Source organism: Myxococcales bacterium, assembly GCA_016706225.1.
GTDB lineage: Bacteria > Myxococcota_A > Polyangia > Polyangiales > Polyangiaceae > JADJKB01.
The window spans coordinates 207,234-232,601 of the sequence record JADJKB010000012.1 but is presented as its reverse complement, the minus strand read 5'-3'; the positions used below and the strand labels follow the sequence as shown (position 1 = coordinate 232,601).

Genomic DNA, 25,368 nt, shown 5'->3' with positions numbered 1-25,368 from the left:
GAGTTCGGGCCAATCCTCCAGCAATCGCACGGCGGCGCGAAGCTCTTCTTTGAACATGTCCGGCGCAGCGGGCCGTTTTTCAACCACCCCTGCTGAATTGCGTCGGCCTGCTCCTGGGCGTCCCTCGCGAACTCGACCCGATACCGACTCATCCGCGCGTGCCGAGCTTCGACAACACCTCGTCTGCGGGCACGACCTCGCGGCGCGCCATCTGTTCGTGCCCACGCGTCAGCGCCGCATGCAGCCGGGCGCGCGTTTCATCGTCGAGTTCGTCCCCGTCATCGATGACCGCCAGGTCGACCTCGGTACCTTCAGGCGCCTCATACGGCTCGTCCAGCCGCAAGCGTCCGTTTCGTACGCGCGCTCTCAGGGTCAACATGCATCGGCACTCGCCCACCTCTGCGGCGCCTCGCACTCTGTTGCTCGCGGGCGAACGTGTCTCGTAGCCAGTGCGGGGAAGCGCTACGCCGCGCGGCCTTTCCGGCGCGTCTTGATCTGCGCCAATCCGATTCGGAGGCCGAAGGGCTTCAGGAGGCGCTCAAGCGTCTCCTGTGTTGGATTGTGCTTGGGGTTGATCGCGCGCAGTACATTTGGGCTGGGCATCCCGACAGTTTCTGAGAATTCCTTCACGCCGGTCGCACGAATGACCTTCGCGAGCGCAATCTTCAACGGGACGCCCTCCTCGACCGCAGACGTCAGAAACTGTCGCGCAAATTCCGGATCCTGAAGGTCCTCGGCCAGCCCCTCGTTCCAGTCTCTACTTCGTCTTGCCATGCCTCAACTCCATCGCGTACTTGCGCCAAAGTTCTCGAGCTCGCTTGATGTCCCTGTTCTGTGACTTCTTGTCGCCGCCGAGCAAGAGCAGAACCACTTCGCGACCACTCCTCCCAAAGTACAGGCGGTATCCCGGACCGAAGTCCAGTCGCGCTTCCCACACCCCGCCGCCCACTTCCTTGTGGTCGCCAAGGTTGCCGGTTTCGAACCGAAGGATCCGCGCTTGCACGCGAGCGCGAACCGCCATGTCCAGATGGCTCAGCCAATCCCTGAAGGGGATTCGGCCATCGTCCTCGACATACTCGCGGACGATGAAACTCACCAGTCAATTATTATCTTGTGCGATAACTATGTCAAGTTGCGTCCCCAGATGCGACGCTGGCTAGCCAGATCGATGACAGGTCAGCGCGGTGTGTCGCCGGCGTTTCGCAGAGCTTCGGTGGCCCCCGGATGGCCGGGAGGTGGAGCCGTCGCCGTGGCGGCGGGGCGGGCGCTCCAGACTTCGAACCAGGCGGCAAGGTCGGGCTCACGGTCACGCCAGTTCAACTCCGCGTACCGACGATCGAGGTACCACAACGCGCAACCCACGCTGATGCTGCCGATGGTGACGCTGTCGCGTAGAGCGCCCACGTGCGTGGTCAGCTCGCTCAGCGTACGCTGCACGGCGGCTTCGTAGCGCGCGATCCAGTGCGCGGAGCGCAGCGATTCGGGGCGCAGCATCTCCAGGCGCCGCAACACGGTGGCGTCCATCATGCCGTCGCCGAGCGCCTGCAGCTGGAGCGCGCGCCAGTCACCGTCCGGATGAAGCTTCGGGCCATCGTGGAGGCTGTCGAGGTAGGCGCAGATCAGCGGCGAGTCCACGAGCGTGCGGTCGTCGAGAACGAGCGCCGGGATTTTTCCGAGCGGGTTATGCCCGGCCACCACGCCGTCGTCGGCGAGCGGATTGGCGTCCACGATTTCGAGGCGGTCGGCCACCCCCACTTCGATGGCGGCAATGCGAACTTTGCGCGCGAACGGTGAGGTGGGAAAGGACACGAGTTTCATGCGGCGGGCTCTCCGTTCAGCTCCTCGAGCTTGGCGACAACTTTAGACGCGGAACCGCTGCGTGGAAGCGATGAATCTCCTTGCTGTGCGGGGGATGGCGACGTCGACGCGGGAGATGGCGACGGATAGCCCGCGGTGTCGGGCCATGCGCGACGAGTGATATGAGGAGCTCATGCCCCTGGACGACCCTCACATTCGAAGAGCACGACCGGACGACGCTCCGGGGCTCGCGGCAGCCCAGCGCACGATCGCAAGCGTTCCGGGTCTGCTCGCGGCGCGGCCCGACGAGATCGACGCCGATGGGCTTCGAGAGCTGATTCTTCAACTCAACGACGGCGGCCGCGGAAACTACCTCGTCGCAGAACACGCGGGCGAGGTCGTCGGGCATGCGTGCCTGGAGCCGCTGTCGCTCGCGGCGACGTCGCACGTCGTGCGCTTGTCGATCGCCGTGCACGACGGCCACCAACGTCGAGGCGTCGGGAGGGCCCTCATGCACGAGCTCTTGCGCTGGGCGCGCTCGAACCCGGACGTCGAAAAAGTCGAGCTCCAGGTGCGCTCGTCGAACAATCGCGCGCTCGCGCTGTATCGAGCCCTCGGCTTCGTCGAAGAGGGACGCAAGACGCGCAGGCTGAAGCTCGGCCCGAACGCGTACCTCGACGACGTCTACATGGCCCTTTGGGTCGGCCCGTAATATCCTCGCCCTCGATGCGACTCTCATCTCTCGTCTGGGTCCTTCCGTTCATCGCGCTCGCTTGCGGCTCGGATGACGGTGGCGGTGGCAGCGGCGGGTCGAGCAGCGGTGGGGCTGGCACCGGCGGCGGGAAGGGGGGAAGCGTCAACACCGGTGGGACCAACAGCGGCGGCAGCGTGAACACCGGCGGCTCGAACGTTGGGGGTGGCGCGGGCGCGGGCGCGGGCGGGGGCGGCGGTACGACTGCGACCGGCGGCGGCGCTGGCGTCGGCGGGAGCGGCGGGAGCGGTGGCGGCGCAACCGGTGGAACCGGCGGCAGCACGAACCTCGCGTGCCCCGCGTTGGCGGCCGCGACCGGCACCGTCGTGAACGCAAAACCGTCGGACGGCCCGACCCTGCACTCCCTCGTGCAAGGCGCAGCCGCGGGCAGCACCATCTTGCTCGCTGATGGCATTTACAACATCAGCTCGACGCTGCAGCTCTCCAAGAAGGGAGTCAGCCTGCGCTCCGCGTCCAACGACGCCTCGAAGGTGACCATCGACGGAAAATACGTCGTGAACGAGCTCGTTGCCGTGAGCGCGAGCGACGTCACCATCGCCCACGTGACCTTGACCCATGCGGTCGACCACGCCATCCACGCTTACCCACCCGGCGCAAACGTCGACGTGAAGAACCTGCGGGTCTACGCCGCGAAGCTCATCGACAACGGTGAGCAGTTCTTGAAGGTGAACCCCAACGGCAGCACCCCCGGTTACATCGACGAAGGCCGCGTGGAGTGCTCCGAGTTCGTGATGACCGCCGCCGGTCGGCCCAAGGTGGAGAGCTGCTGCGGCGGTTGTTACACCGGAGGCATCGACGTGCACGCCGGTTGGAAGTGGGTCGTGCGCAACAACCGCTTCGAGGGCATCTACTGCGACAACGGCGGGCTGGCCGAACACGCCATTCACTTCTGGAAGGGGGCGCGCGACACGCTGGTCGAGAACAACACCATCATCGACTGCGCGAGGGGCATTGGCTTCGGGCTCGGGGGCGGCACGGGGGACCGTGTCTACCCGGACAACCCCTACGCTGGCGCGAAGCTCGCCCACTACGATGGGGTGATCCGCAACAACGTCGTGTGGGCCAACCACGCCTATTACGACACCGGTATCGAGCTCGACATCGCCAAGAAGCCGCTGGTGTTCCACAACACCGTGCTGCACGGCACGGGAGCAACCAAGGCCTTCAGCTCCATCGACTACCGCTTTGCCGAGACGCTGGCGGTGATCCAGAACAACCTGACGAACAAGATCACCCAGCGCGACGGTGCGCAGGGCACGGTCGATCACAACCTGCAATCGACCCCGCTCGCGTACCTGATCGCCGCCGGCAGCGATTTTCATTTGAAGAGCAGCGCAGCCAACGCCATCGACCAAGGTGTCGTCGTCCCCGAAGCTGGAGTCGACCTGGACGGGAAACCGCACAGCGTCGGCGCGCCGGATCTGGGAGCGGACGAGCTGGGGCAGTGACTCAGGCGCAGTCGGCCAGCACTCGCGCCAGCTCCGCCACCGAACGGATCCCGAGCTTGCGCATGCCGCGCTGAACGAGCCGCGACGCCGTGGGCTCGCTGGTGTCGAGCGTGCTGGCGATATCGCGCAGAGTCTTCCCGAGCGCACGTAGCTCGAGCGCCTGGCGTTCTTCGGCGCGAAGCGGGTTCGAGGAGGGCCTGGCGATGACCCAGCGGCGTTCGCTGGATGCAACCTGCTCGACCAGCGTCCAGGCTCCCGTGAGCAGCTCTTTCACGGCGGCGTTGGGTTGGCCCTCGGAGCCCGAGAGGGTACGCGCGAGCTCGGAGCGTGACCGCACACCGAGTTTGCCGTAGGCGGACGACAGCTGATTCGCGACGGTGCGTTGCGAGGTCTGACGTGCCGTTGCGATGTCGCGATTGCTCGCGCCCTCGAGCACCAGGAGCACGACGGCGCGCTCGCTGGGGGTCAGGGATGACAGCGGAACTGCGGGGACGGGCAGGCGGATGAGCAGGTGGCGCGCCCCACCAAGCCGGACGAGTCGGGTCATGTGGTTGAACCAGTTGCAGGACTCATGCCGTGGGAATCCGGTCGGCAAACCCGCAAAGATCAACAAGCTCGACCGCAGTGGTACTACCAGTTCGCGGCGCGAGTCCTTCGCATCGCGTACGCGGGTGCGCGGAGAACCCCGCGTTCTCACTCGAGCGCGTGGCGGCGGCTGCGGAACAGGATCACCAGAAACAGCGGTCCGCCGATCAGCGCCGTGACGGCGCCGACGGGCGGCTCCGTCTCGAGCCAGCGGAAGAGCGCGCGCGTCACCAGATCACACAACACCAACGTGGTTGCGCCGAGCAAGAGCGACGCCGGCACGACGACGCGGTGGTCCGGACCGAGCAGGCGGCGCACGGCGTGCGGGACCACCAGACCGACAAACCCAATCAAGCCGGTGAGGCTCACGATGGCCCCGGTGATGGCCGAGGCCGCAAAGAACACTCGTCGCTCGAGCCGCGAGACGTCGACGCCCAGGTGAGCCGCGGGTTCGCGCCCCAGCGCCAGAAGGTTGAGTCGGCCGGAGTCCAGAATGATGCCGAGTACACCGGCGGTGACCCAGATGCTGCACACCACGAGCTGCGGCGTCGAGGGCACGTCGAGGAAACCCATCAGCCAGAACAGGAGCTCCTGTGCCTTGGCAGCCGACACCAGCGTCTTTATGAAGGTGATCACACTCGCCGCGATGGCGTTCACGATGACTCCGGCGAGCACAATCGCGGTGCCGCTGATCTCACCGCCGGCCCGCGCGATGGCGTACACCAGGAACGTCGCGAGCAGCCCGCCGACCAGCGCGGCGGCGGGCACGAGCGCGGCGCCGAGCAGCGAAAACGCGCTCGTGCCGGCCACGATTGCCAGCGTTGCTCCGGCTGCCGCACCGCCCGACACCCCGAGCACGTAGGGATCGGCCAGCGGATTGCGCAACAGTGCTTGAAACGCCACGCCCACCACCGACAGCGCACCGCCCGCCAGGCACGCGAGCGCGACGCGGGGCAAGCGCGCGGAAAAGAGGATGGTTGCATCGAGGCTCTGGGGATCGGTGAACGCTCGACCAAGGTCGATGGGCTCGGCGCCGAAGCGCACGGCGATGAGCACGGTGACCACGAGCAGCCCCGCGAACAGGGCGAGCGTCAGCGCCGACTTGCGCACGCGATTGCCCTCTGCCCCTCGTTGCCTGCCGAGCGGCACGAACTGTTGGGGCACCCCATCTTCGCCTGCACCCGAGTCGCCGAACTGCCGCTATTGGGCCGCGCGTCCGCGCTGCTGCCCTTCGCTCTTGGTGTTGCGCTCGTGCAAGATGCGCAGGCCCTCGAGGGTGAGGTGATCGTCGACTCCCTCGACCGTCTCGCAGTACTTGACGATCAGCGTGGCGAGGCCGCCTGTTGCGAGCACCCGGCACGGAAACCCGAGCTCCGCCTGGAGCTTTCTCACCAGACCGTCGACCAGCGATGCGTAGCCGTAGACGATGCCCGACTGCAGCGCGTGCGTCGTGTTCTGACCCACCACCCGCGGCGGTTCGGCGATCTCGATGCGCGAGAGCTTGGCGGCTTTTCCGAGCAGGGCGTCCAGGCTCACCCGCACGCCGGGGACGATCACACCGCCGAGGTACTCGGCGTTGGGTGAGATGCAGTCGAAGGTGGTTGCCGTTCCGAAGTCGACGATGATGGCCCCGCTCTGGAAACGCTCGAAGGCTGCCACCGCGTTCACGATGCGGTCGGCGCCCACGTCGCGGGGGTGATCGTAGACCACGGCGATGCCGGTCTTGGTGCCGGGGCCCACGACCAGCGGGACACGGCCGAGCGCGTGGCGGATGGCCTCGGACATCACGTCGGTCAGGGGCGGCACGACGCTGGCGATGATGGCTGCCTGCACCTTGCGCGGATCGAGCTCGCGTAGCTCGAGCATCTGTCGCAAGAGCACGCCGTACTCGTCGGCGGTGCGGGTGTGCACCGTGGCGATGCGAAACGTCTGCAGGAGCTCGTGTCCGGCGTAGAGTCCGAACACGATGTTCGTATTTCCGATGTCGACGGCGAGGAGCACGGCGCTCGCAGCGTAGACTCGGACTTGCCGGGTCGTCTACAAGACTGCGCCGGTGCGCGGCTCGCTCTGATCAGGGTGTGACACGGACTTTGTGCACGACGTCGCCCTGCGCGATTTTCTCCCAGCCGGGCTCTGCGCGTCCGATCAGCGCGTAGTCTCCGTCCAGGTGCGGGAACGCCGCGAGGGTGACGAAGAGCTGGCTCGAGCCCGTGTCCCGCCCGGCCAGCGCGACACCCACCGAGAGCGCATCGAAGGGCGCGGGGCTCGTCTCACAAGGCAGCGGTTCTTTGCCGGCTCCGCCGTAGCCATCCCCGCCCGGATCACCGAGCTGCACCACGAAGCCCGGCACCACGCGGTGGATCGGTACGTTGACGAAGAATCCCGCGCGGGCGAGCTCCACGAAGCGGGTCACGGCCACGGGCGCGAGGGCCGGATCGAGCTCGAGGGTCACTTCCCCCGCGTCGGTCTCGAACACCAGCTTCACGGGCGACGACACGGCGCCGCTCAGCTCCGCCGGGACCTTGCCGTTGGCTTCCGCCTTGCAGACCCGTCGCTTCTCACCCATCACCCGCAGCGCCTTCTCGGCGTGCTCGCGCAGGACGGGACTGTTGCCCTTGCAGAATGCGTCGAGGCGCGGCTTGAAGCTGAGGACTTGAAGTGCACCCGCAGCGTCGGCGAGTGCAGTCCAGACCTCGATCGAGTCGGCGGGGCGCTGCAGCGTGAACGCGGTCGTGAGTGCGTCGACGACGAGGGGATGGGGTTTGACCGGCTCCGGAGGTTTGTCGGTGGTCGCAGGTGTCGCGGGGTCGTCGGCGGTCTCTTCGACGTTCGGGCGCTTGGCGGGTTTCTCCGCAGCGCGATCCGGATACGCGGAGATGATCTGCGCCGCCGCCGCCACGGTGCCGGCGTCGGGAGCGCGCAGGGCTTTTGCCAATAGCGGCGCCGGCGTCTCCACCTCGGCGTGGGACGCCATCAGCTCGATGGCCGCCTGGCGCACCGTCGGCAGTTTGCTCTCGGTGAGGGGCCGCCAGCGTTTGCCGCGAGCCCCCACGAGTTTGCCGCGATCGAGCACCTTCAAGAGGGCAAGCGTGCCGAGCACCCCGTCGGGTTTTGGATCACAAGCCACGAGCTTCGGGTGTCCCGTTTGATCTCCGGCGAGTAACACCGCTGCGCGACATCTGAGCCGTACGATGCGTCGAGCGAGGCCTTCGGGATCTTTCGGAACCTCCAGGCTGGCAAGGCGCTCGAGGCTGGGTTTTGCGTCGCGCGCCGGTTGTTCGAGCGCATCGAGCAGACTCTGCAGTGGCGCGAGCTCTGCGCCCGCGAGCCGCGTCAGGGCGTCGGGTTTTGGCTCGAGGGTGGCCAGGCTCTTGCGCAAGGCTGCCTGCCCGGGCTCACCGATCCGAGCGAGCTCGCGGGCAGCATCGGAGCGCTCGGCGACCGTGAAGCTCGGGTTGCCGAGCACCTTCGCGAGAGGCTCGACGGCCTTCGGCCCCGCGCGGCCGAGGGCGCGCACAGCAAACGAGCGGCGCGCACTTGCAGGCCCGCCGAGCGCGTCCGTGGCGACATCGAGCAGACGAGCTTGGATTGCATCACCCGCGACCGAGATGCGCGTGAACGCAAACAGCGCTGACTCGACCGGTTTGTCGGGGCGACTGGCCGCGTCCAGCAGCGCAACCACTGACGCGTCGTCGAGTCGTTTGCGACGCGAGGCCATTCGGCCGAGGGCGAGCGCCGCGCCTTCGCGCCGGTCTCCGATGTCGAGCCACGCGCGCAGCGTCGCCTCACCCTCGGGGTCGCCGCAGCGCCCGAGGGCATCGGCGAGTGTGCGGGTCAGATCCAGTGATCCCGCGGCCTGCGCGTCGCCCGTGCTGGCGCTGGCCGCGCGTGAAACCAGCGCACGGACCGTCTTGGATTCGCGGCCCTTGCACGCAAAGCCGAGGCCATAAGCAGCCCAGGCCGCGACCTCGGGGTCTTCGTCGGCGAGCGCTTTTTTCAGGAGCTCCACCGCGGGATCGTCCGCGATGCGCGCCAACGCCCGCGCGGCGCGGCGACGGATCACCACGTCTCGATTCGCGAGGTCGCCCTCGGTGATCTCGCCGCTCGAGCGCCGATACTCTGCGGCGTAGATGCGCGCGAGCTCGGTGTCGCGGTTCGTCGGAGGTACTACGCTGGCGATGGGGTTTGGGGCGGCGTCGGTGGCTTGCGGACTCGGCGGCGACTTCTTGCACGCCTGAGCCAGCACGATTGCGCTCACACCGCTCATCAGCAGCCAGCCGCGGTGGCACCAGCGGCGGCTCGTGCTCATGACACTCCCCAGGTCGCGAGGCGATCGACCCACGAGCTGACCTGCTCGCGCCCCGCGCGCGCGATGCGCGTGTGCACCGCGGCTGGCGGCGTCCGCGCTGGGAACGGTTGCACGACCAACCCGGCGTGGGCGAATGCCGCGACGGCGCGCCGCATGTGCCAGTCACAGGTCACGACCCCGAGCTCGCCGAAGCCATGCTCCCGGGCCAGCGCCGCGCTGAAGCGTGCGTTCTCGCAGGTCGACAGGCTGAGCAGCTCGAGCAAGAGGGCGTCGCCCGGCACTCCGCGCGCGCGCAGCGCTTCACTCATCACCTCCGCCTCCGCGTGCCCGTTCCAGCGGCGGCCGCCACTCACGATGACACGGGGAGCCGAACCGGCCGCAAGGGCGCGGGCGGCAGCCTCGACGCGACGCTCGGCTGTCTGCGACAAAGCCCCGTCGGGACCGATGCGGCAGCCGAGCAACACGAGCGCGTCCAACACGCGGCGACAGTAACGGGGATCGCCGCGCGGAGACAAACCCAACGCGGCGGGCTAGAGTTCCTCCGGTTGTTCATGCGGCGACGTGCGCTCGGTGTCCTCCTGCTGGGAACGGCGGCGTTTTTCCTGTTCCGCGCGCGCCACACGGATTCCTCTTCCGCTGGCACACCGGGGGTGCCGAGCCCGCCCGCGTCGAGCGCCTCGGCTTTGCCTTCGGCAAGTGCCGTCGGGCAAGCACCGGTCTCCGACCCGGCCATCGATCCGGGCGACTGCGCCTCGCGTCCACTGAAGCTGCCGGCCGGCAACCCGCCTGCTCTCAGTTGCATCGAGGCACGGCGCGTCGTGGCTCAAGTTCGAGGTCGGTTGGCGATGCCCGCGGTGTCACCCGGCGCGCGCGAGTTTGCGGATCACACCGCAGACTGGCTCGACCCGCACGGGTTGTGGTCCGCCGCTCCAGACAGTCCGATCAAACATTCACTCGAGCAGCACGCGCTCGGCTTGCTCGCCGAGCTCGAGGCGGACCCGCACTCGCAGTCCGAGTGTGACGCCGCAGCGGCGGTCGCACGCGTCGTGCGCGATTGGGTCGCGGAGATCGGGCGTGAGCTGGACACCGGTCGCAAGAGCGCGCCGCGTGTGTCGCGTGAGCGTGTGTTCATGCTGGCCGAGGCGAGCGTGTTTCAGGACGACCCGGTGACACGTCCGGCTCGCGCACTCGCCCGAGAGCTCGGCGCGCGCATCGGGAGCTTTGCCTTCGAATTTGCCGATGCAGGCGCTGCGGTGGACGCCGCACGTTCACGCCTGGCGCCCGAGCTGCCGCTCGCCGAGTGGACCGGCGCAGTGCTCGCGGCGGCAGTTCGGTCCTACGTGCCGGCGGTGGATCCGCACGGTGAGTGGGCGCCCATCGACGAGGAATGGTCACTCTACTCGGCAGATCCGGGCCTTCTGTCCGAGGCGCGGCTCTGGGGGCGCATGGCTCGCACGGCGCTCGGGGTGCGTGTGCTCGACGAGGCCACTCCGCCGCTCGCTGACGGTGACCTCGTGCTCTCGGTCGCCGGTGTGTCGACCGCTGGGCTCAGCGTGGAGCAGGTGGAGCAGCTCTCGCACCTCGAGTCGATCGGTGGCGAGACGACGCGCGATGTCGTCGTGCTGCGAAGGTCGCAGCCAACGCCGGTGAAGCTGAGTGTCGAGCTCACACGAGAGGCTCCGGCGGAGGGCAACCGGCTCAGCGTGCGTCGTGTGAGCTACGGTGGCGACGCGGTGGCCGTGGTTGCGATCCCGGACGTGCCCGACGAGCTGGGTGAGGACCTCGAACAAGTGACGACCGAGCTCGCCGAACAAGGCGAGCCGCTGGCTGGCATGGTGCTGGACCTGCGCGGCAACGGCGGTGGCTCGATTGACGGCGCGGTGGCAGCCATTGGACTTCTTCTGCCCGGGGCGCCGCTGTTTCCGCTGCGGCATCGTGACGGGACAATCGAGATCCAGCGCGCCACCACTCCGCCACCCGCACACACTTGGCACGCCCCCGTCGCCGCGCTCGTGGATGGGTACACGGCGAGCGCCGCAGAGATGATCGCCGGGGCGATCGCCGGCTACCATCGCGGTCCGGTGATCGGCTCGCGTACCTTCGGCAAGGGTTGTGTGCAGGAGTACTTCGACGACGTCGCTGGTGCAGGGGTGCTGCGCCTGACCACGATGTTGTTCTCGCTGCCCGACGGGTCGCCGTTGCAGGGCGTCGGGCTCTCGCCGACCTTCAGTCTGCCGCTCTTGCCGGCCAGCGAGCGCGAGCGCGGCATCGTGGGCAGCCTGAAGCCCTGGCAGGGTCCGGACGTGCGCGCCAAGGCGAGCATGGGGGGAGCCGAGTGGCCGGCCCACCGCGGGCAGGTCGGGGTCAACGACGACCCAGTTCTGCGCTCCGCCCTGGTGCGCCTGGGCCGGGCGGCGCCCATTCGCCGGACCGCGGCGGTCTCGGCCGGGCGACCCCTCCGCCGCAGCAACACCCCCTGAGCCGTGCCTGGACTGGCTTAAACCCCGGGAGCCTGCTACCACGCGAGGCGTCGGGGCGCGCCAGCGCCGCCCCGCGATAGAGGAGTTCTTTCTGGCCGTAGACGACCGCCCTGCTCCGCACGCGGACGAAAAGAAGCGCAAACGCCCCGCACGAGGTGCGGATTCCGGGAACGTGACGCGCCGCGTAGAGCCAAAACCCTCACCTCGCGACGGTGCGAGAGTGACTGCGATCCGCAAGGAGGCGGCCGAGGCGGCGGTGCGCGCGGGTCCGACGCGGCATCCGGTCGATCTCGACGACGGTCGCCTCGATGCCGACGCCGTGAAGGTCGTGCGGCGGCTGGTCCGCCACGGTTACGAAGCGTACGTGGTCGGCGGTGGTGTGCGCGACCTGCTCCTCGATCGTTGCCCCAAAGATTTCGACATCGCGACCAGCGCTCGACCCGACGACGTGCGGACGCTGTTCCGGAACTCCCGCATCATCGGTCGACGCTTTCGGCTGGTGCACGTGCTCTTTGCCGGCGGCAAGGTGATCGAGACCGCGACCTTCCGGCGCGCGCCGGACGAGAGCGACCGCGACGGGGACGATCTGCCGATTCGCAACGACAACGTCTTCGGTGACGCGCACGAGGACGCGGCCCGTCGCGACTTCACGTTCAACGCCCTGTTCTACGACGTGGAGAACAAGGAGGTCATCGACTGGGTCGGTGGCATGCCGCACATCGAGAACCGCATCGTGCAAACGATCGGCGACCCGGTGGTGCGCTTCAAGGAAGACCCCGTGCGCATCTTGCGCGCGATCAAGTTCAGCGCGCGACTCGACCTCGGGATCACGCCGGACGTCTACGACGCCATCGTGCAGTGTCGAGGCTCGTTGGCCATGGCAGCGCGACCGCGTCTGTTCGAAGAGCTCTTGCGACTGCTGCGGGAAGGCGCCGCACATCGCTCGTTCTGGCTGGCCTGGGAGACTGGTGTGCTCGACGTGCTGTTGCCCGAGCTGTCGGCCTATCTCTCCGACTCCGAGGAGGACGACGGCCTGGTCTGGCGCCTGCTGGGTGAGCTGGACCGACGAACGAAAGAGCGTGGGGCGCCGTTCGACGACGTGGTGCTCTGGACGCTGCTCTTGCTCGAGCCCCTGCGCGAGGCGACGGCGGGTGAGCGGGACCGGGTCGAGGCCGCCTACGAGTTCCTGGAGCCGGTGATCGATCGGCTCAACGTGCCCCGCCGCATCGCCGATGCCGTGCGCCGCATCGTCGCGATCTTCCCGCGCCTCGAGGCCGGCCGGACCGGACGTTTCGCAAAGACCCCGCTCTTTGCCCTCGCTTCCGAGGTCTACGAGATCCGCCGCGGCGCCATGGGGGAGAGCACGGCGGAGTGGGGCTCACAGCCGCGCGCCGACTCCGCGGCCCTGGGCGCCACCAAACGCCGCCGCCGCCGTCGTCGTCGCTGAGCTGCGGGCGCGGCGGGCTCGAGCCCGAGCCATCACGCCGCGCCCCGCGTCCTCGCCGCTCAGTTCGAGTTCATCTCGACGCGCACGAGCTTCTTGCCGATGAACAAGTAGTCACCGTGGCTGAGTGGCTTCTCGGTCTTGATCCGGATGTACGTCCCGTTTCGGCTGTCGTGGTCCGTCAGCACGAATTTTCCGTCCTTCTCCTCGATCGAGCAGTGTTTGGCCGACATGAAGAGATCGCCGGGGAAGTTCAGGTCGCCGTCTTCACGACCGATGTCCAGGGTATTGCCCCGGGCACACACGGTCATGCCGATCGACCCGCCCTCGAGCAGCTGGTTGAGGCGGAACGCGCTCGGGTACTTGGGGGACGAATAGAAGAACGTGCCCTCCGAGTCGTTGCCGTCCGAGGCCTTGGGCGTCGGATCGAGTCGGAACAGCTGCTCGCCCGCCAAGAAGCTGTCGCCCGGGGCGACCTCGACGCTGCCGCGCACACGGAAGAAGACACCGTTCAGCGAGCCCTCGTCCCGCACCACCAGCCCGCCGTTCCGGTACAGGAAATTCGCGTGCTTCGGCGACACGAACTTGTCGTCGGAGAAATCGAGATCCTGACCGTGCCCCGCGAAGTGCTGCTCGGCCTTCAGGTGGTACGACAGGCCTTCCTGTTCCTGGCCTTGTCCGTCTTGACCGCGGATGACGATGATCCTCGCCTTCTCCGGATCCTGCATGTCGCTGAAGTAGTTGGCTTGCAGGTGCAGGATGTGGTCCGGAACCGGCGTACCGCACCGACCACAAAATTTGTGGCCGCTGGGCACAGGGCTCATGCACGATTCGCAGACGTAGTTCCTTGCTTGTTCCATCCGTTCCTCCTCGAGCGCCCCGCGGGGGACTCGACCAACGTCAACCGAGACTCGATCAATTTCGTCCAGCTGTGAACGAGCTTCGTCGAGCCCGGGCACTTCGAACGCCATGGTGGTCTCATCCTCGAACACCGGTTTGGGTGGTGCGATGGACGGGACACGCAGCGGCATCAGCGTTTGTTGCGGGAAAAGCCGAAGATCGTGGCTGCACGTCGGACAGAAGCGCGCACCGATCGGGGCCCAGACGTCGCACTGCCCGCAGACCACGCCGATTTCCAGGCCGGGCTCAATCATCGCAGATCAACCCGCACGCTAAGGAACCCGGACCGCTCGGGTCAAGCGGCCTACCGAATCACCGAAAATCGCGGCTTTTCGTCGAGGAATCCGTCCTTGCTGACCAGGCGGAAAACCACGGTTTCCAGGCAGGTCGCGGGATCCACCAGCCCGAAATCGCGAGAATCATAGGGTAATTGCCGATTGTCGCTGACCAGGAAGAGCTTCCCATCGGGGACGGTCTGGTCCACGGGGGAGGGCTGCACGCCCCCGCTCACCGCGGCCCCACGCATGTGAGAGACGCCAGCGACGGCCTCGATGTCGCAGTGCTCGTCGATCTCCTTGCCCGTGGCCGGGTGGATGACCTTGAACAAGCGCGGGTCGCAGGCGTGCTCGGTCTCGGCGGCGCGCCCATTGATCAGGACGCGCGGGCCCTCGATCTTCACCTTGTCGCCGGCGTCGCCGATGATGCGACCGATCACCATGCGCTCCGGCGCAGAAGGTTCGGGGCAGAGCACCAGGTCGCCGAATTTCGGCTTGGTCAGGCGCCACAGGATGATCAGATCGCCGCCGCGCAGCGACGGAGCGATCGAGGCCTCGAGGTAGGGATCACCCTCTGGGATCCGCCACCAGCGGATCGCAGTCGCCCGGGCCACCCCCACCAAAATGCCAACGATGATGGATGTCCAGAGCAGAAACCTGAAGAGCTTCCGCACTACCGCCTTAGCGTACCCGATAGCACGGGTGATGGCACATTTGAGGGGTTCTCAGCGCGCCGGGCAGCCGCCTATTGGGGGTAGCTCCGAGGCGCTCTGTCCGTCAGCGATCGCCTTGGCCGTGGCAAATACGGAGCGCCAGCGGTCGAGTCGCGTGAACTCTGCGCGGCCGATCGTCTCTTCGCTGCCGTCCATGACCGCGGCGGAGATCACACCCACGATCTCACCCGTTCCGTCGCTCAGTGCCGGACCGCCCGAGTCGCCCGGGCAGATGCTCGCGTTCAGACGGAAGCGGGACTCCAGCAGGCGATCGATGCGCCCGCCGGCGCGGTGCTTGCGCGAAATGGCCTCGGCCGAGAGCGCGCAGCGACCGAACCCCACGGGGTTGATCGCCTCCGCATTCTCGGGGCCATTGTCCAGCCGGGGTTTTGCCGTCGCCACGCCGATGAGCTTGCGCTCCAGCACCAAGATGGCGATGTCCCCCTCTCCGGCGGCATGACCACACGGCGGTGCGACCACGGCACGAACGCCAACGTCCCCCCAGGGCAGGTAGTCCCCGCCGAGCTCGACGTGGATGTCTTTGGGGCGCGAGTTCTTGTCCGTGAAGTCGCCGTACTTGTCCCGCTGCACGATGCAGTGGTGAGCGGTGAGGACCTGGTCCTCGTCGATCAGCGTGCCCGAGCAGCTGGTGTTCGCGACCACGACCCGCACCACGAAGTCGTCATCGCGCGCGAGTGCGAAGGGCATCTCCGGCGCGGCCAACCGGCCATCGTCGTCGGGGCGCGCTGCCGGTGACGGTGTCGGCTCGGCGGCGACGCGAAACTGGCGCATGCCAGAACAAGCGCTGCTGGCGCTGGCGGCGAGGACGGTGGCGATCACGGCGGCTCTGCGTCGGGTCACGATTTCCTCGTCTCAGCGAAGGTCCAGGCTGACTTCACGCATCGACACTCGATACGCCAGTCGGGTTCGGCTTGGGTCTTGTCTCGGGTCTTCCACACCTTGGCGGACGAGCTCCGACAGCAAACGTTCACGGCGCTGCGCACGCCCGATCAACACGGGAGCGCAGGGCGCCTCCGTGCAGGTGTCCAGCATACCGCGCTGCACCTCGAGAGCGGCCTGGGTGAAGCCGAGCTGCCACAAGGTGCGGGCGCGCGCGTCGGCAACTGCCGGCAAGCGGCGAAGCTCGGCCGGGGCGCGCTCGAGTGCGGCCTGAGCAACGCCGGGCGCTGCGCCCGCGAGGTAAGCGTCCGTCAGCTGGCAGAGTGCCTCCGCGTCCCCCGGATGTGCGCTGACTCTTGCCTCGAGCCCGGCGACCTCGGCCCCCAGGTTCCTGCCAATGGCCGCGGGCGTCGTCGGAACGGTCGACGACCGCACGGTGAGCCACAGGCCCCCGAGACCGACGAGCGCTAACGCTGTCCATCGGACGTGATGCATCGACCCTGAACTCGCTCCCGACAGCGGGACCTTGCGAAAGTTCCCGCTCGGAATGTGACGCATGAGCGATTGTACGTCTTGGGTCGGAAAATGAGTCCCCGTGCCTGACCCAAAATCCGGGACGGCGGGAGCGCGGTCAGTCGTGGGGAGCCGCTCGTACGGGGAAAACCGCCACGAAGCGCGGGGAATTCGCGGGTCAGGGCACGAGCACGAGGTCGTCCTTGTGGACCACGACGACGTCGAGGCTGCCGAACAACACGCTGAGCTCGGCCCCCTTTCGACCCGCCGCGCGGGCCACATCGACGGCCCCGAGCCGCGTGAGACCTCGCCCTACCTCGGCTCCATCCGCACCGACCAGACTCACCGCGTCGCCCGGGTGGAACTCGCCGCGCACACCCAGCACCCCGATCGGGAGCAGGCTGGTCTTGCCCGTCGCGAGGGCGCGCACTGCGCCGTTGTCCAGGATGAGCGCTCCGCGCGGGCGCAGGGTGTAGGCAATCCAGTGTTTGCGCGCCCTGAGCGGCTCGCCGACGTGCGGAAAGAAGGTGCCGACATCTTCGCCGGCGATGATGGCTTCGAGCACCTGTGGGTGTCGGGCCGAAGCGATCACCACCGCAGAGCCGGAACGGCGGGCTTTTTGCGCAGCGTCGAGCTTGCTCTGCATGCCGCCGCTGCCGAATTTTTCACCCTTCTCTTCGACGCTGCCCACCTGGCTCGAGTCGGTCATGATGGAGATCCGCTGGCCCCGAGCGTCGAGCACGCCCTCCACGTCGGTAAGGAGCACGAGCAGATCCGCGCCGACCAGCGGCACCACCATGGAAGCGAGCTGATCGTTGTCGCCGAAGCGGATCTCCTCGGTGGCCACCGTGTCGTTCTCGTTGACGATCGGCACGGCGGCGGCGTCGATGAGCGCGGCCAGTGCGTCGCGTGCGTTGTTGAGTCGCTCGCGATCCGCGAGATCGGCGTGGGTGAGCAGGACCTGCGCGACGGTGATGCCGAGCTGCCCGAAGGCCTCGTCGTAGCGCCGCATCAGCACACTCTGGCCCGCGGCAGCAGCGGCCTGCAGCTTGGCCATTTCCTTGGGCCGAGTGCGGTAACCGAGCCTGGTACACCCGATGGCAATCGCGCCGCTCGAGACCAGCACGACCGAGCGCTCTTGTTTGCGAAGGGTGTCGACTGCAGCGGCCAGCGAGCGCGGGGTGTCGTCGTCGGCGGCCAGCACGCGCGAGCCGACCTTGACGACGATGCGGCGGGCGCGAGTGAGAGTCGAGCGTTCCTGGCTCATGCGTCGGCGTACGATGGAGCCCCGGGCCCGGCAGCGTCAAGCTCGTGCAGCGGGCGACAGCGGCACGAGCTCGACGATCGGAGCTTCGACGGCCAGGGCGGCGCCGACGATGGGTTCCGTCGCGCCGGGCTCGCCGAGCGTGACGACAAACCGTGCCGCGCCCCCGAGCCCGATGAGCACCGAGGCTTCGAGCGGCGCGAAGGCGCCGCTGGGCTGCGCCACCGCGACCGCGATGCCAGCGCTCGAGAGGCGCTCCGCCAGCTCACGCCCGTTCTTCGTGACCGACACCAGGTAACGCGCTCCGGGCGCCGTGAGCGTCGCGAGGGAGCCGCGTCCGACCAGTGCGCCGGCTTCGAGCACGATCACCTCGTCGGCGTGCTCGAAGAGGCTGTGTTCGGGTCCGGTGAGGGGCAAGACTCGGGTCGAGACCAGGAGTGCCCGGCCCTCCGCGGCGCGTTCGACCACGCGACAGATGAGCTCGATGCCGCGCTCATCCAGCGAGTGCGTCGGAGCTTCGATCGCGATGATCTCGGGTGAGTCGAGCAAGGCGAGGCCGATCCCGACGGCGCGCCGTTCGGCGAGCGTGAGGGTTCCGAGGCGTCGGCCCCCGAGATGCGCGAGATCGAGGCGCTCCGCGAGCTTGCGCAGCGTGTCCTCGGCGGGGCGTTTGCCGAGCCCGCCGAGTCGAGCGCCCGCGAGCCAATAACGCTCCGCCGTCCAGTCCGCGGAGAAGGCCAGCTCCGATCGGGCCACTCCCACGAGCCCCTGAACGACCGCCGCGCGGGCGTCGTGGCCTCGCAGCGCGACGCGACCGCCCACCAGGACCGCGGTGCCGGCCAGGAGCTCGAAGAAACCCGCGAAGTCTCCGACGAAACCCAGACGAGAGCCCGACGCCGAGAGACTCAGTCCTTCCAGCAACGGCACGCCGTCGCGATCGACACGTGCCTCGTGAAGCTCGAGCAATGCCGTCACGGTTTCACCGGCATGAGCTCCATCCGCGCGAGGGGTTTGTCCGGTGCGTGGACCGTGAACGGTGCCAGCGCCTTCGCGAGATCGAGCAGCTGGCCAGGTAACACACTCTCTGCGGCGTGCGCGCTGCCCTCGAGACCGAGCAGTTTGCCGATCAGTGAGCTATCGGGCGGCGGCAGCTCGACGATGGGTGAGTAGTCCGGCAGCCCTGCCGCCTTGCGCGCGTACGCGAGGGCCTGGCGCAGGCCGCCGAGCTCGTCGACCAGCTTGCGGTCCCTGGCCTGCTCTCCCGTCCACACGCGCCCCTGACCGACGGCATCGACGGCCTTTTTGTCGAGCTTTCGTCCCTGGGCGACCCGCGTGAGAAAGACGTCGTAGAACTGCGAGACCTTCTTCTCGAGCTCCTTCTTTTCTTCGTCGGTGAAGGGTCGGTAGATGCTCTCGGCGTCGGCTCGGGGGGCCGTCTTGTAGGTCTCGACGGTGACGCCGATCTTCTTCAGCAGCTCGGACACGTCGGCCTTGCCATAGAAGATGCCGATGCTGCCCGTGATGCTGAGCGGGTTGGCGAAGACGTGATCGGCGGGTGACGAGATGTAATAACCACCGCTCGCCGCCGACGCGCCCATGCTGACAATGACGGGCTTCACCTTCGTGGTGAGCTGTACCTCGCGCCAGATCACGTCGGCCGCCATGGCGGAGCCGCCGGGGGACTCGACTCGCAGCACGACCGCGGCGATCAGGGGATTTTCCCGGGCGTCCTTCAGCGTCTTGGCGATGGTGTACGAGCCAGCGAGTTTCATGCCGACGAGTGGGACGTTCTTGCTTCGTCCATCGATCATGTCGCCGTCGACGTAGACGATGGCAACCCGCTGGCTCACGCCAAAACGCGCCGGAGCACGCGTTGCGCGCTCGTCGTCGATCAGCAACGTGCGCCGTCCAACCAGTTTGTCGATGGCGTCGCCGACCTGATCATCGAACGCGTAGCCGTCGATGAACCCGGCCGTCAGCGCCTCCGACGCAATGTACGGACCGCCGGCGATGCGCTTGCGAAGCTCGGGGACCGCAATGCGCCTCCCGCGCGAGAGGCCCTCGACCAACTGCCGTTCGTGCTGCTGCAAGAGATCGATCTTGTCGGCCTTCGCGACGTCGGTCGCCGAGTCGCGGGTGAGCCGCTCGGGTGCGCTCTTGTGCTGTCCAATCCGCACGAAATCGGCGCGAATGCCCAGCTTGCCGAGCATCGACGAGAAATACATGGCCTGGGATTTCAGTCCGGCGAAGCGCAACCCGCCGGCTGGGTTCATCAGTGTGCGGTTGGCGGCCGAGCACAGGTAGAGCTCCGCGCCGCCGGCGTCTTCGAGGTGGCAGAGCACTCGCTTGCCGTTCGCGCGCAGGAGCTCGATGGCGTCTCGCAGCTCTTGTATGTGGGCCATGGAGCCGGCCGGCGAGGTCCTGAGCTCGAGCACGACCGCATCGACGCTGGGCTCTTCGGCGATGCCCCACAGGCGCCTCAAGAGTGCGACGTGCCCGCGTGTTCCAGGTGTCTCTTCCAGGCGTATGCGCAGGGCGTAGCGCGGTCCCTCGACCCCCGCTGCTTCGCGGAACCCGCGCATCGCGATCTCGGTCTGCACGCCGTACGAACCCTTCACGCCCAGTCCGTTGCCGGTGATGGCGCCACCTGCGAGCTCGGCGCTGCCTCCGGCGCCCGACAGGTTGAAGGCCATGTTGGCCGAGGCGAGCCACGCGCGTCGGCTCACCTCGTCAGGGCGGCTGACCGAGAAGTCCCCCCGCAAGCGCCCGAGCCCCGGGACGTCCACACCCAGCGTGGCTCGCGGGATCCAGTAGCCGTCGCGCACGTCGATGTACTTGCCTTCGAGGCCCAGCTCGACCGCACGGGAGCCGGTCGGGCGAATGGCGAGCGCAATGTCGTAGGAGCGCTCGACGCCCAGACCGCGGTCATTGGTCGGCGCGTTGATGTCGTGGGCCACCAGCGAGAAGGCGAGCTGATCGAAGGGGCGCGCGCTGTAGCCGAGGGTGAACGAGGACAGGCCGTCGAGCTCGTCCGCGTCGGAGTAGCTGCGCTGCAGTGAAAAACCAAGCGAGGCGAAATCCGAGCCGCCGACGGCCACACCCCAGGTCAGCCACTGATAGTTGAACTGTCCGAAAGGCCCGCTGATGGCCGAGTACGGTGGGTCGACGAAATCGAGGCGAAGGCCCGTGCTCACCGGGATGTACGGGATGGGAAAACCGAACGCAAAGGCGTGGCCCTGCCACGGCACACGATTGGACTCGTCCAGGTAGATCGAGCTGAAGCGCAGCTCGCTGCCGGGTAGGAACGCGAGGTTCGCCGGGTTTTGCACCAGCGCCGTGGTGTCGTCGGTGCCGGCGACGCTGCGACCAAAGGCGGGCAGTCGAGTCGGCCGTTGCACCACCTCTTGGGCGGGAGCAGCCAGGCTGGCGAGCGCAACGGTGAGGGCGAGACCGAGTGAGAGCGAGCGATTTCTCATGGGAGCATTCCTCGAGCGCGGGCGACGAGCTCGATGGCGGTACGTCGCTGAGCGAGCTCGTCGTTATCCTTGACGGGCAAGAAGCGTGATTGTGCGCCGTCGCGCGGGAGTCGCACGAAGCGGGTGTCGAGGTGGCTCGTGATTTCGCCGATCAGGCGCTCGAACTGCACCACCGGGGCATCTCCGACCTTCTTCTTGGCGACGAAGAAGGTCCACTCCATTTGCAGCTCGAGCAGGGCCCGCGCATCGAAGTGAAATGTGTTGGTGTTGAACACCGGAACCTGTGTGGGGTCGAAGCTCTCGGGCAGTCGGAACTCTTCCAGCACCACCGGTCGGCCGTTCCAGCGCACGGGGATCCCGCCGCGATCGCTGGGCAGTTTGTCGACGACCTCGCAGCTCACGGGTTTGCCGTGGGCCAGGTGCCAGCCGACCAGGGCAGGGGCGAGCGTTCCGCCGAGGTTGTCGATGTTGGCCATCGTCACGACCTTGCCGCCGCGTTGCACGAAGCGCGCAAGCAGGCCACTCGCCCGCAGCGCGTCGGGCAAATCACCGTGCCCCGGGGCGTGCAAGCTCGGTTGTCCCTCGTCGTCCAGGAACAAACTGCCGTCCGGGTGGAGCCGCGGTGACAGGTGCTGGGTGAAAGTGGCGATCTTCTCACCGTCGAGGCGAGCACCCAGTGCCTCGCGGATCGGTTCGTCGGTGCTGTCGCTGGTCATCAACCAGAACGGTGGCGTACAGCCCGACATGCGTGCGAGGTTCGCGATCTCGCCCAAGCGCAGGTCGAGGAACGAAGAGCCAGGGATGGCGTCGACCAGCGCTTTGACCACCCCGCCCATGCGGGTTGCCATGCCGCCGGCCAGCACCACGAGCGCACACTCCCCGCGGGACAAGGCCGCGAGACCCAGTGCCTCGCAGCGCATGTGCTCCGGCGTTCCGACGGCAGGCAAATCGCTGACGTCACCCGGAGCGGGCGCCGCGACCGTACCCGTCACCCGGTTGCCGTCTGCGGCCCCCGCTGCGACGCCAGCGGCCAGGCGCAGGAAACGCTCGCGGTCGAAGGCGTGGCGATGAAGCAGCTCCTGAACCTCGGTGGGGAGCTGATCCAGCTGGTCCGAAAGGGCGCTCATCGGCGGGCAGCGTAACAGACTTCGGGAGTGCGAGAGGATGCACTACGGTTGGGCCATGGGTCTGCTTCGCGCGGCGAAGATTCAGTTCGTGCTCGCGGCCGCCGCGCTCATGACGAGCGGGTGCGTGACCGGCGTGGAGCGCCGCGCGACGCTGACCGAAGCTTCACACGCGCCGCCGCCACCGCCCGAAGAAGCCAGCGCGGGTCAAGTAACGGCGGGCACCCCCAAGACTCCGCCCTACGCACCCCCGGGCAAGTCGCCCGGCGCCGACTGGGTGTGGGTTCGGGGTTACTGGCACTGGGATGGAGTGCGGCACGTTTGGAAGAGGGGACGCTGGGAGCGAAGCGAACCGGACTACGTGCGCCGACTGCCGCGCTGACGCCAACTGCCCTTCGGGGCGTCTCCCGGGCGCGAACGACGCTGTGCGCTGCCTGCCTCAGCTGGGATAGGCCTCGAACTCTGGCAACGCGTTCGAGTCACAAGACCAGACCGCGCGCGAACCGGTGAAGATGCGAGCTTGCGGCGCGAACTCGGGCTCCTGGTCGAGCGAGCCCGCCGGAATGAACACCATCGAGAGCTGTTCGCTGGCCCGGGGTACACGCGCTCCGCAGTGACTGCAGAAGCTGTTGGCGAAACGCTCCGCGTCGGGCAGCTTGTACGACTTCACGAGTGCTTCGCCGTCGTCCCAGCGCAGGCTGCCGTGTACGAACAGGTTGGAGGCATGGCCAGTCCCGGTCGCCTTGCGACAGCGGGAGCAGTGGCAGTGGTAAAAACGGGTCGGCTGCCCCACTGCGGTATATCGGACCTGGCCGCACAGGCAGCTGCCGCTCAATTCGCGTGATTCGCTGGTCATTCTTTCGCTCCAGTCAGAAACCTCTGGCCGACGCCCAAGGTAGCCAAGCTCCGTCGCATGGGCAAAGGGTGGCTGGACGCAGGCGCGCGGCCGCGGCAGACAGAGGCATGAGCGAAGTCTGGTCCCTCGCGGGCAGGTCGGCGGTCGTCACGGGCGGTGCGCGCGGTATCGGGCGTACCATCGTCGAGGTGCTGATCGAACACGGCGCGCGCGTGGTCATCTTCGATCTCGAACCCGGCGACGCGATCGGCGGGACCGTCTTCTGGAAAGTGAACGTCGCGGACGCCGCCTCGGTAGCAGCGGCGGTCGAGACCTTGAGCGACGACACCACCTTGCTGGTGAACAACGCCGGGATCACCCGCGACAAGTCCCTCGGCAAGATGACGGACGATGAGTGGCAGTCAGTGATCGACGTGAACCTCACGGGTGCGTTCAACACCATCCGGGCGCTGTCACCGCGCATGCGAACGGCGGGGCATGGTCGCATCGTCAACGTCACGAGCATCAACGGACTGCGCGGCAAGTTCGGTCAGGCGAACTACTCCGCCGCCAAGGCGGGTCTGATCGGCCTGACCAAGGCCGCCGCACGTGAGCTCGGTCCGAAGGGCATCACCGTGAACGCGGTCGCCCCCGGCATGGTGCTGACCGAAATGACCCTGGCCTTGCCCCAAGAATTTCGCGACAAGGCCCAGGCGGAGGCGGTGCTGCCGAGCCTCGCGGATCCGCGCGACGTGGCGAACAGCGTGGCGTTTTTGCTCTCCGACGCAGCGCGTTGCATCACCGGCGAGGTGATCCGCGTGGACGCCGGGCAGTACATCTGAGGCGCTGACGCGCTAGCCTTCGCTCGCACCCGGGAGGCGAACATGCTCAGGCGACTCGATGGGGTTTTGATCTTCGCGCTGGCGATCGGCCTCGCCGGCGCCTGTTCCGCGACGGACGACGCCAGCTCGAGTAGCGGCGGAGCGGGTGGCGCGGGCGGCGCTGCAGGCAGTGATGCGTCGGCTGGTACCGCCGGCGCAACGAACGACGCGGGCAGCGACGGACCTGCACCGACCAAGACGGTCGTGGTGGTCGGGCCTGGCGCGGATCCGACCTCGAAGGACAAGTTCAACGGGCCAGATGATCCGTTCGCAAAACCGGAGGTCGTCTATCCCGCGAACAACATCGTGACACCGCCCAACATGCAGTCGCTGGAGGTGCACTGGAAACCGGGCGCCGGGCAGACCCTGTTCGAGATCCGCTTCGAGTCCCCCGCCATCGCCCTCGTGATCTACACCGGCTGCACTCCGGTCGGAGGCGGCTGTGTGTACCAGACAGACAAAGATTTCTGGTCGCAGCTCGTGGAGCCGAATCGCGGCGCGCCGCCCATCAGTTATCGAGTTCGCGGCGTGAACGGCAGCGCGCCGTACGGTGTTGGAACCAGTGACCCGCGGCTGCTCGCGTTTTCGAAGGAGAACATCATCGGCGGGCTCTACTACTGGAACACCAGCGGCGTGATCCAGCGCTACGACTTCGGGTTGCCCAACGCGACGGCGGAGCAGTTCATGACGCCGCCCATGGCGGGCGCGCTGACCTGCGTCGGATGCCATGCCCTCTCCCGCGATGGTAAACGCATGGCCATCGGCAACGACATCCCGGCGCCCGCGCCGTTCAAGGTCTACGACGTGGCGACCCGCACTCCGCTCACCGCCGACGGCGGCGTCGTGGGAGGTGCCGCCAACTTCTTCGCCTTCTCGCCCAATGGCGATCGGCTGCTCTACTCCGATGGTGTGAAGACCGGCCTCCAGGACGTGAACAGCGGCGCGATCTTGAACCCGAGCTTGATCCCCCTCGGCACGATGCCGGATTGGTCGCCGAACGGTGAGCTCGTCGTCTACTCGAAGGCAGCAGCGCCTCCTCCGTTTGGTTTCGGCAATCCGGGTGTGTCCGACGCTTCCCTCGAGACCATCAAGCTCTCGGGCGGTTCGTGGAGCCTCCCCACCACACTCGTGCCGTACACGGGTCAGAACAACTACTACCCGTCGTTTGCGCCGTCGCAGAAGTGGGTGGCGTTCAACCGTTCGCCCTCCAACATGGATTCCTACTCCGCCGGGCCGCCCTCCGGGGACGGAGAGTTGTGGGCGGTCCCGACCGCAGGCGGCAAGGCGGTTCGCCTCGATGCCGCCAACCAGGGCGGGAGTTGCTCGTGGGCCAAGTGGGCCCCCGACGTGGGCACCTACTACAACGGAACGATCATGTGGCTCACGCTGTCGAGCGCGCGCGCCTACGGCCTGCGGTTGCCGCAGGGGTCCAAGGTGCAGCTCTGGATGGCAGCCTTCGATCCGAAGCTGGGTGAGCAGGGCAAGGATCCGAGCTTGCCGGCGTTCTGGTTGCCTTTCCAGGACATCGCCGGCGGCAATCACATTGCGCAGTGGGTGACCACCGTCGAGCGGCAGCCATGCACGGAGAAGTCCGAGTGCCAGGTTGCTGAAGACTGCGTCAACGGCAAATGCGTTCCGGTCGTGAAGTGAGC

Annotated in this window: 25 protein-coding genes; 7 read left to right on the top strand and 18 right to left on the bottom strand. The window is 67.6% G+C overall.

Annotation, left to right across the window (positions count from 1 at the left end; translation table 11 throughout):
* Positions 1 to 148: 148 nt before the first annotated feature.
* The 4 genes from IPI67_20790 to IPI67_20775 all read right to left on the bottom strand — a co-directional run bounded on the left by IPI67_20790 (position 149) and on the right by IPI67_20775 (position 1,818).
* Positions 149 to 343: a hypothetical protein gene (locus IPI67_20790; GenBank protein ID MBK7582623.1), complete on the bottom strand. Its 195-nt coding sequence runs from the start codon at positions 341 to 343 to the stop codon at positions 149 to 151.
* A 119-nt stretch (positions 344 to 462) separates the two neighbouring features.
* Positions 463 to 774 (bottom strand): hypothetical protein, encoded by a 312-nt coding sequence (locus tag IPI67_20785; protein MBK7582622.1) that lies wholly within the window; start codon positions 772 to 774, stop codon positions 463 to 465.
* Positions 758 to 1,021 carry a type II toxin-antitoxin system RelE/ParE family toxin gene (locus tag IPI67_20780; GenBank protein MBK7582621.1) on the bottom strand — a complete coding sequence of 88 codons (264 nt, stop codon included), beginning with the start codon at positions 1,019 to 1,021 and terminating at the stop codon, positions 758 to 760. The genes IPI67_20785 and IPI67_20780 overlap by 17 nt, the downstream gene beginning before the upstream one ends.
* A gap of 155 nt (positions 1,022 to 1,176) precedes the next feature.
* A complete protein-coding gene (locus IPI67_20775) occupies positions 1,177 to 1,818 on the bottom strand; it encodes a glutathione S-transferase N-terminal domain-containing protein (protein ID MBK7582620.1) in 642 nt (213 codons plus the stop codon).
* Positions 1,819 to 1,990: 172 nt separating this feature from the next.
* On the opposite strand from IPI67_20775, the gene IPI67_20770 reads away from it, so the two are divergent.
* Together IPI67_20770 and IPI67_20765 are read left to right on the top strand one after the other, a co-directional pair.
* The gene (locus tag IPI67_20770; GenBank protein ID MBK7582619.1) at positions 1,991 to 2,509 is read left to right on the top strand and encodes a GNAT family N-acetyltransferase; all 519 of its coding nucleotides are present in this window, start codon (positions 1,991 to 1,993) and stop codon (positions 2,507 to 2,509) included.
* A gap of 14 nt (positions 2,510 to 2,523) precedes the next feature.
* Positions 2,524 to 4,017: a hypothetical protein gene (locus IPI67_20765; protein ID MBK7582618.1), complete on the top strand. Its 1,494-nt coding sequence runs from the start codon at positions 2,524 to 2,526 to the stop codon at positions 4,015 to 4,017.
* A gap of 1 nt (position 4,018) precedes the next feature.
* On the opposite strand, the gene IPI67_20760 is transcribed toward IPI67_20765, so the two are convergent.
* The 5 genes from IPI67_20760 to IPI67_20740 all read right to left on the bottom strand — a co-directional run bounded on the left by IPI67_20760 (position 4,019) and on the right by IPI67_20740 (position 9,390).
* Entirely contained in the window at positions 4,019 to 4,564 is a 546-nt protein-coding gene (locus tag IPI67_20760; protein MBK7582617.1) for a hypothetical protein, read from the bottom strand.
* A 146-nt stretch (positions 4,565 to 4,710) separates the two neighbouring features.
* Entirely contained in the window at positions 4,711 to 5,712 is a 1,002-nt protein-coding gene (locus IPI67_20755; protein MBK7582616.1) for an iron ABC transporter permease, read from the bottom strand.
* Positions 5,713 to 5,802: 90 nt separating this feature from the next.
* Positions 5,803 to 6,603, bottom strand: a complete 801-nt coding sequence (locus tag IPI67_20750; protein MBK7582615.1) for a type III pantothenate kinase — start codon at positions 6,601 to 6,603, stop codon at positions 5,803 to 5,805.
* Between the two features lie 70 nt (positions 6,604 to 6,673).
* A complete protein-coding gene (locus tag IPI67_20745) occupies positions 6,674 to 8,911 on the bottom strand; it encodes a peptidylprolyl isomerase (protein MBK7582614.1) in 2,238 nt (745 codons plus the stop codon).
* Positions 8,908 to 9,390: a YdcF family protein gene (locus IPI67_20740; protein ID MBK7582613.1), complete on the bottom strand. Its 483-nt coding sequence runs from the start codon at positions 9,388 to 9,390 to the stop codon at positions 8,908 to 8,910. Before IPI67_20740 ends, IPI67_20745 begins: the two co-directional genes overlap by 4 nt.
* Positions 9,391 to 9,462: 72 nt before the next feature.
* Between IPI67_20740 and IPI67_20735 the strand changes: the two genes are divergently transcribed.
* Together IPI67_20735 and pcnB are read left to right on the top strand one after the other, a co-directional pair.
* Positions 9,463 to 11,391: a hypothetical protein gene (locus IPI67_20735; GenBank protein MBK7582612.1), complete on the top strand. Its 1,929-nt coding sequence runs from the start codon at positions 9,463 to 9,465 to the stop codon at positions 11,389 to 11,391.
* Between the two features lie 220 nt (positions 11,392 to 11,611).
* Positions 11,612 to 12,838: a polynucleotide adenylyltransferase PcnB gene (gene pcnB, locus IPI67_20730; GenBank protein MBK7582611.1), complete on the top strand. Its 1,227-nt coding sequence runs from the start codon at positions 11,612 to 11,614 to the stop codon at positions 12,836 to 12,838.
* Positions 12,839 to 12,897: 59 nt separating this feature from the next.
* Here the strand turns inward: pcnB and IPI67_20725 are convergent, their stop codons facing one another.
* The 8 genes from IPI67_20725 to IPI67_20690 form a co-directional block, all read right to left on the bottom strand.
* Positions 12,898 to 13,989, bottom strand: coding sequence for an FHA domain-containing protein (locus tag IPI67_20725; GenBank protein MBK7582610.1), 1,092 nt, complete (start codon positions 13,987 to 13,989; stop codon positions 12,898 to 12,900).
* A gap of 50 nt (positions 13,990 to 14,039) precedes the next feature.
* Positions 14,040 to 14,684, bottom strand: coding sequence for a signal peptidase I (gene lepB, locus IPI67_20720; protein ID MBK7582609.1), 645 nt, complete (start codon positions 14,682 to 14,684; stop codon positions 14,040 to 14,042).
* A 51-nt stretch (positions 14,685 to 14,735) separates the two neighbouring features.
* On the bottom strand, positions 14,736 to 15,515 hold the full coding sequence (locus IPI67_20715) for a trypsin-like serine protease (GenBank protein MBK7582608.1): 780 nt from the start codon (positions 15,513 to 15,515) through the stop codon (positions 14,736 to 14,738).
* A gap of 81 nt (positions 15,516 to 15,596) precedes the next feature.
* The gene (locus tag IPI67_20710; GenBank protein ID MBK7582607.1) at positions 15,597 to 16,118 is read right to left on the bottom strand and encodes a hypothetical protein; all 522 of its coding nucleotides are present in this window, start codon (positions 16,116 to 16,118) and stop codon (positions 15,597 to 15,599) included.
* A gap of 196 nt (positions 16,119 to 16,314) precedes the next feature.
* Positions 16,315 to 17,403 carry a glutamate 5-kinase gene (proB, locus tag IPI67_20705; protein ID MBK7582606.1) on the bottom strand — a complete coding sequence of 363 codons (1,089 nt, stop codon included), beginning with the start codon at positions 17,401 to 17,403 and terminating at the stop codon, positions 16,315 to 16,317.
* A gap of 36 nt (positions 17,404 to 17,439) precedes the next feature.
* Entirely contained in the window at positions 17,440 to 18,375 is a 936-nt protein-coding gene (locus IPI67_20700) for a hypothetical protein (GenBank protein MBK7582605.1), read from the bottom strand.
* Complete coding sequence (gene sppA / locus IPI67_20695) at positions 18,372 to 20,876, bottom strand: signal peptide peptidase SppA (GenBank protein ID MBK7582604.1); 2,505 nt, start codon at positions 20,874 to 20,876, stop codon at positions 18,372 to 18,374. The genes IPI67_20700 and sppA overlap by 4 nt, the downstream gene beginning before the upstream one ends.
* Positions 20,873 to 22,003: a UTP--glucose-1-phosphate uridylyltransferase gene (locus IPI67_20690; GenBank protein MBK7582603.1), complete on the bottom strand. Its 1,131-nt coding sequence runs from the start codon at positions 22,001 to 22,003 to the stop codon at positions 20,873 to 20,875. The genes sppA and IPI67_20690 overlap by 4 nt, the downstream gene beginning before the upstream one ends.
* Before the next feature lie 55 nt (positions 22,004 to 22,058).
* Between IPI67_20690 and IPI67_20685 the strand changes: the two genes are divergently transcribed.
* The gene (locus IPI67_20685) at positions 22,059 to 22,382 is read left to right on the top strand and encodes a YXWGXW repeat-containing protein (protein MBK7582602.1); all 324 of its coding nucleotides are present in this window, start codon (positions 22,059 to 22,061) and stop codon (positions 22,380 to 22,382) included.
* Between the two features lie 57 nt (positions 22,383 to 22,439).
* On the opposite strand, the gene IPI67_20680 is transcribed toward IPI67_20685, so the two are convergent.
* Positions 22,440 to 22,856 carry a GFA family protein gene (locus IPI67_20680; protein ID MBK7582601.1) on the bottom strand — a complete coding sequence of 139 codons (417 nt, stop codon included), beginning with the start codon at positions 22,854 to 22,856 and terminating at the stop codon, positions 22,440 to 22,442.
* 107 nt (positions 22,857 to 22,963) lie between these two features.
* Here IPI67_20680 and IPI67_20675 point away from each other — a divergent pair, with 107 nt between their 5' ends.
* Complete coding sequence (locus IPI67_20675; GenBank protein MBK7582600.1) at positions 22,964 to 23,677, top strand: SDR family oxidoreductase; 714 nt, start codon at positions 22,964 to 22,966, stop codon at positions 23,675 to 23,677.
* 42 nt (positions 23,678 to 23,719) lie between these two features.
* Positions 23,720 to 25,366, top strand: a complete 1,647-nt coding sequence (locus tag IPI67_20670; GenBank protein ID MBK7582599.1) for a hypothetical protein — start codon at positions 23,720 to 23,722, stop codon at positions 25,364 to 25,366.
* The last annotated feature ends 2 nt before the right edge of the window (positions 25,367 to 25,368 follow it).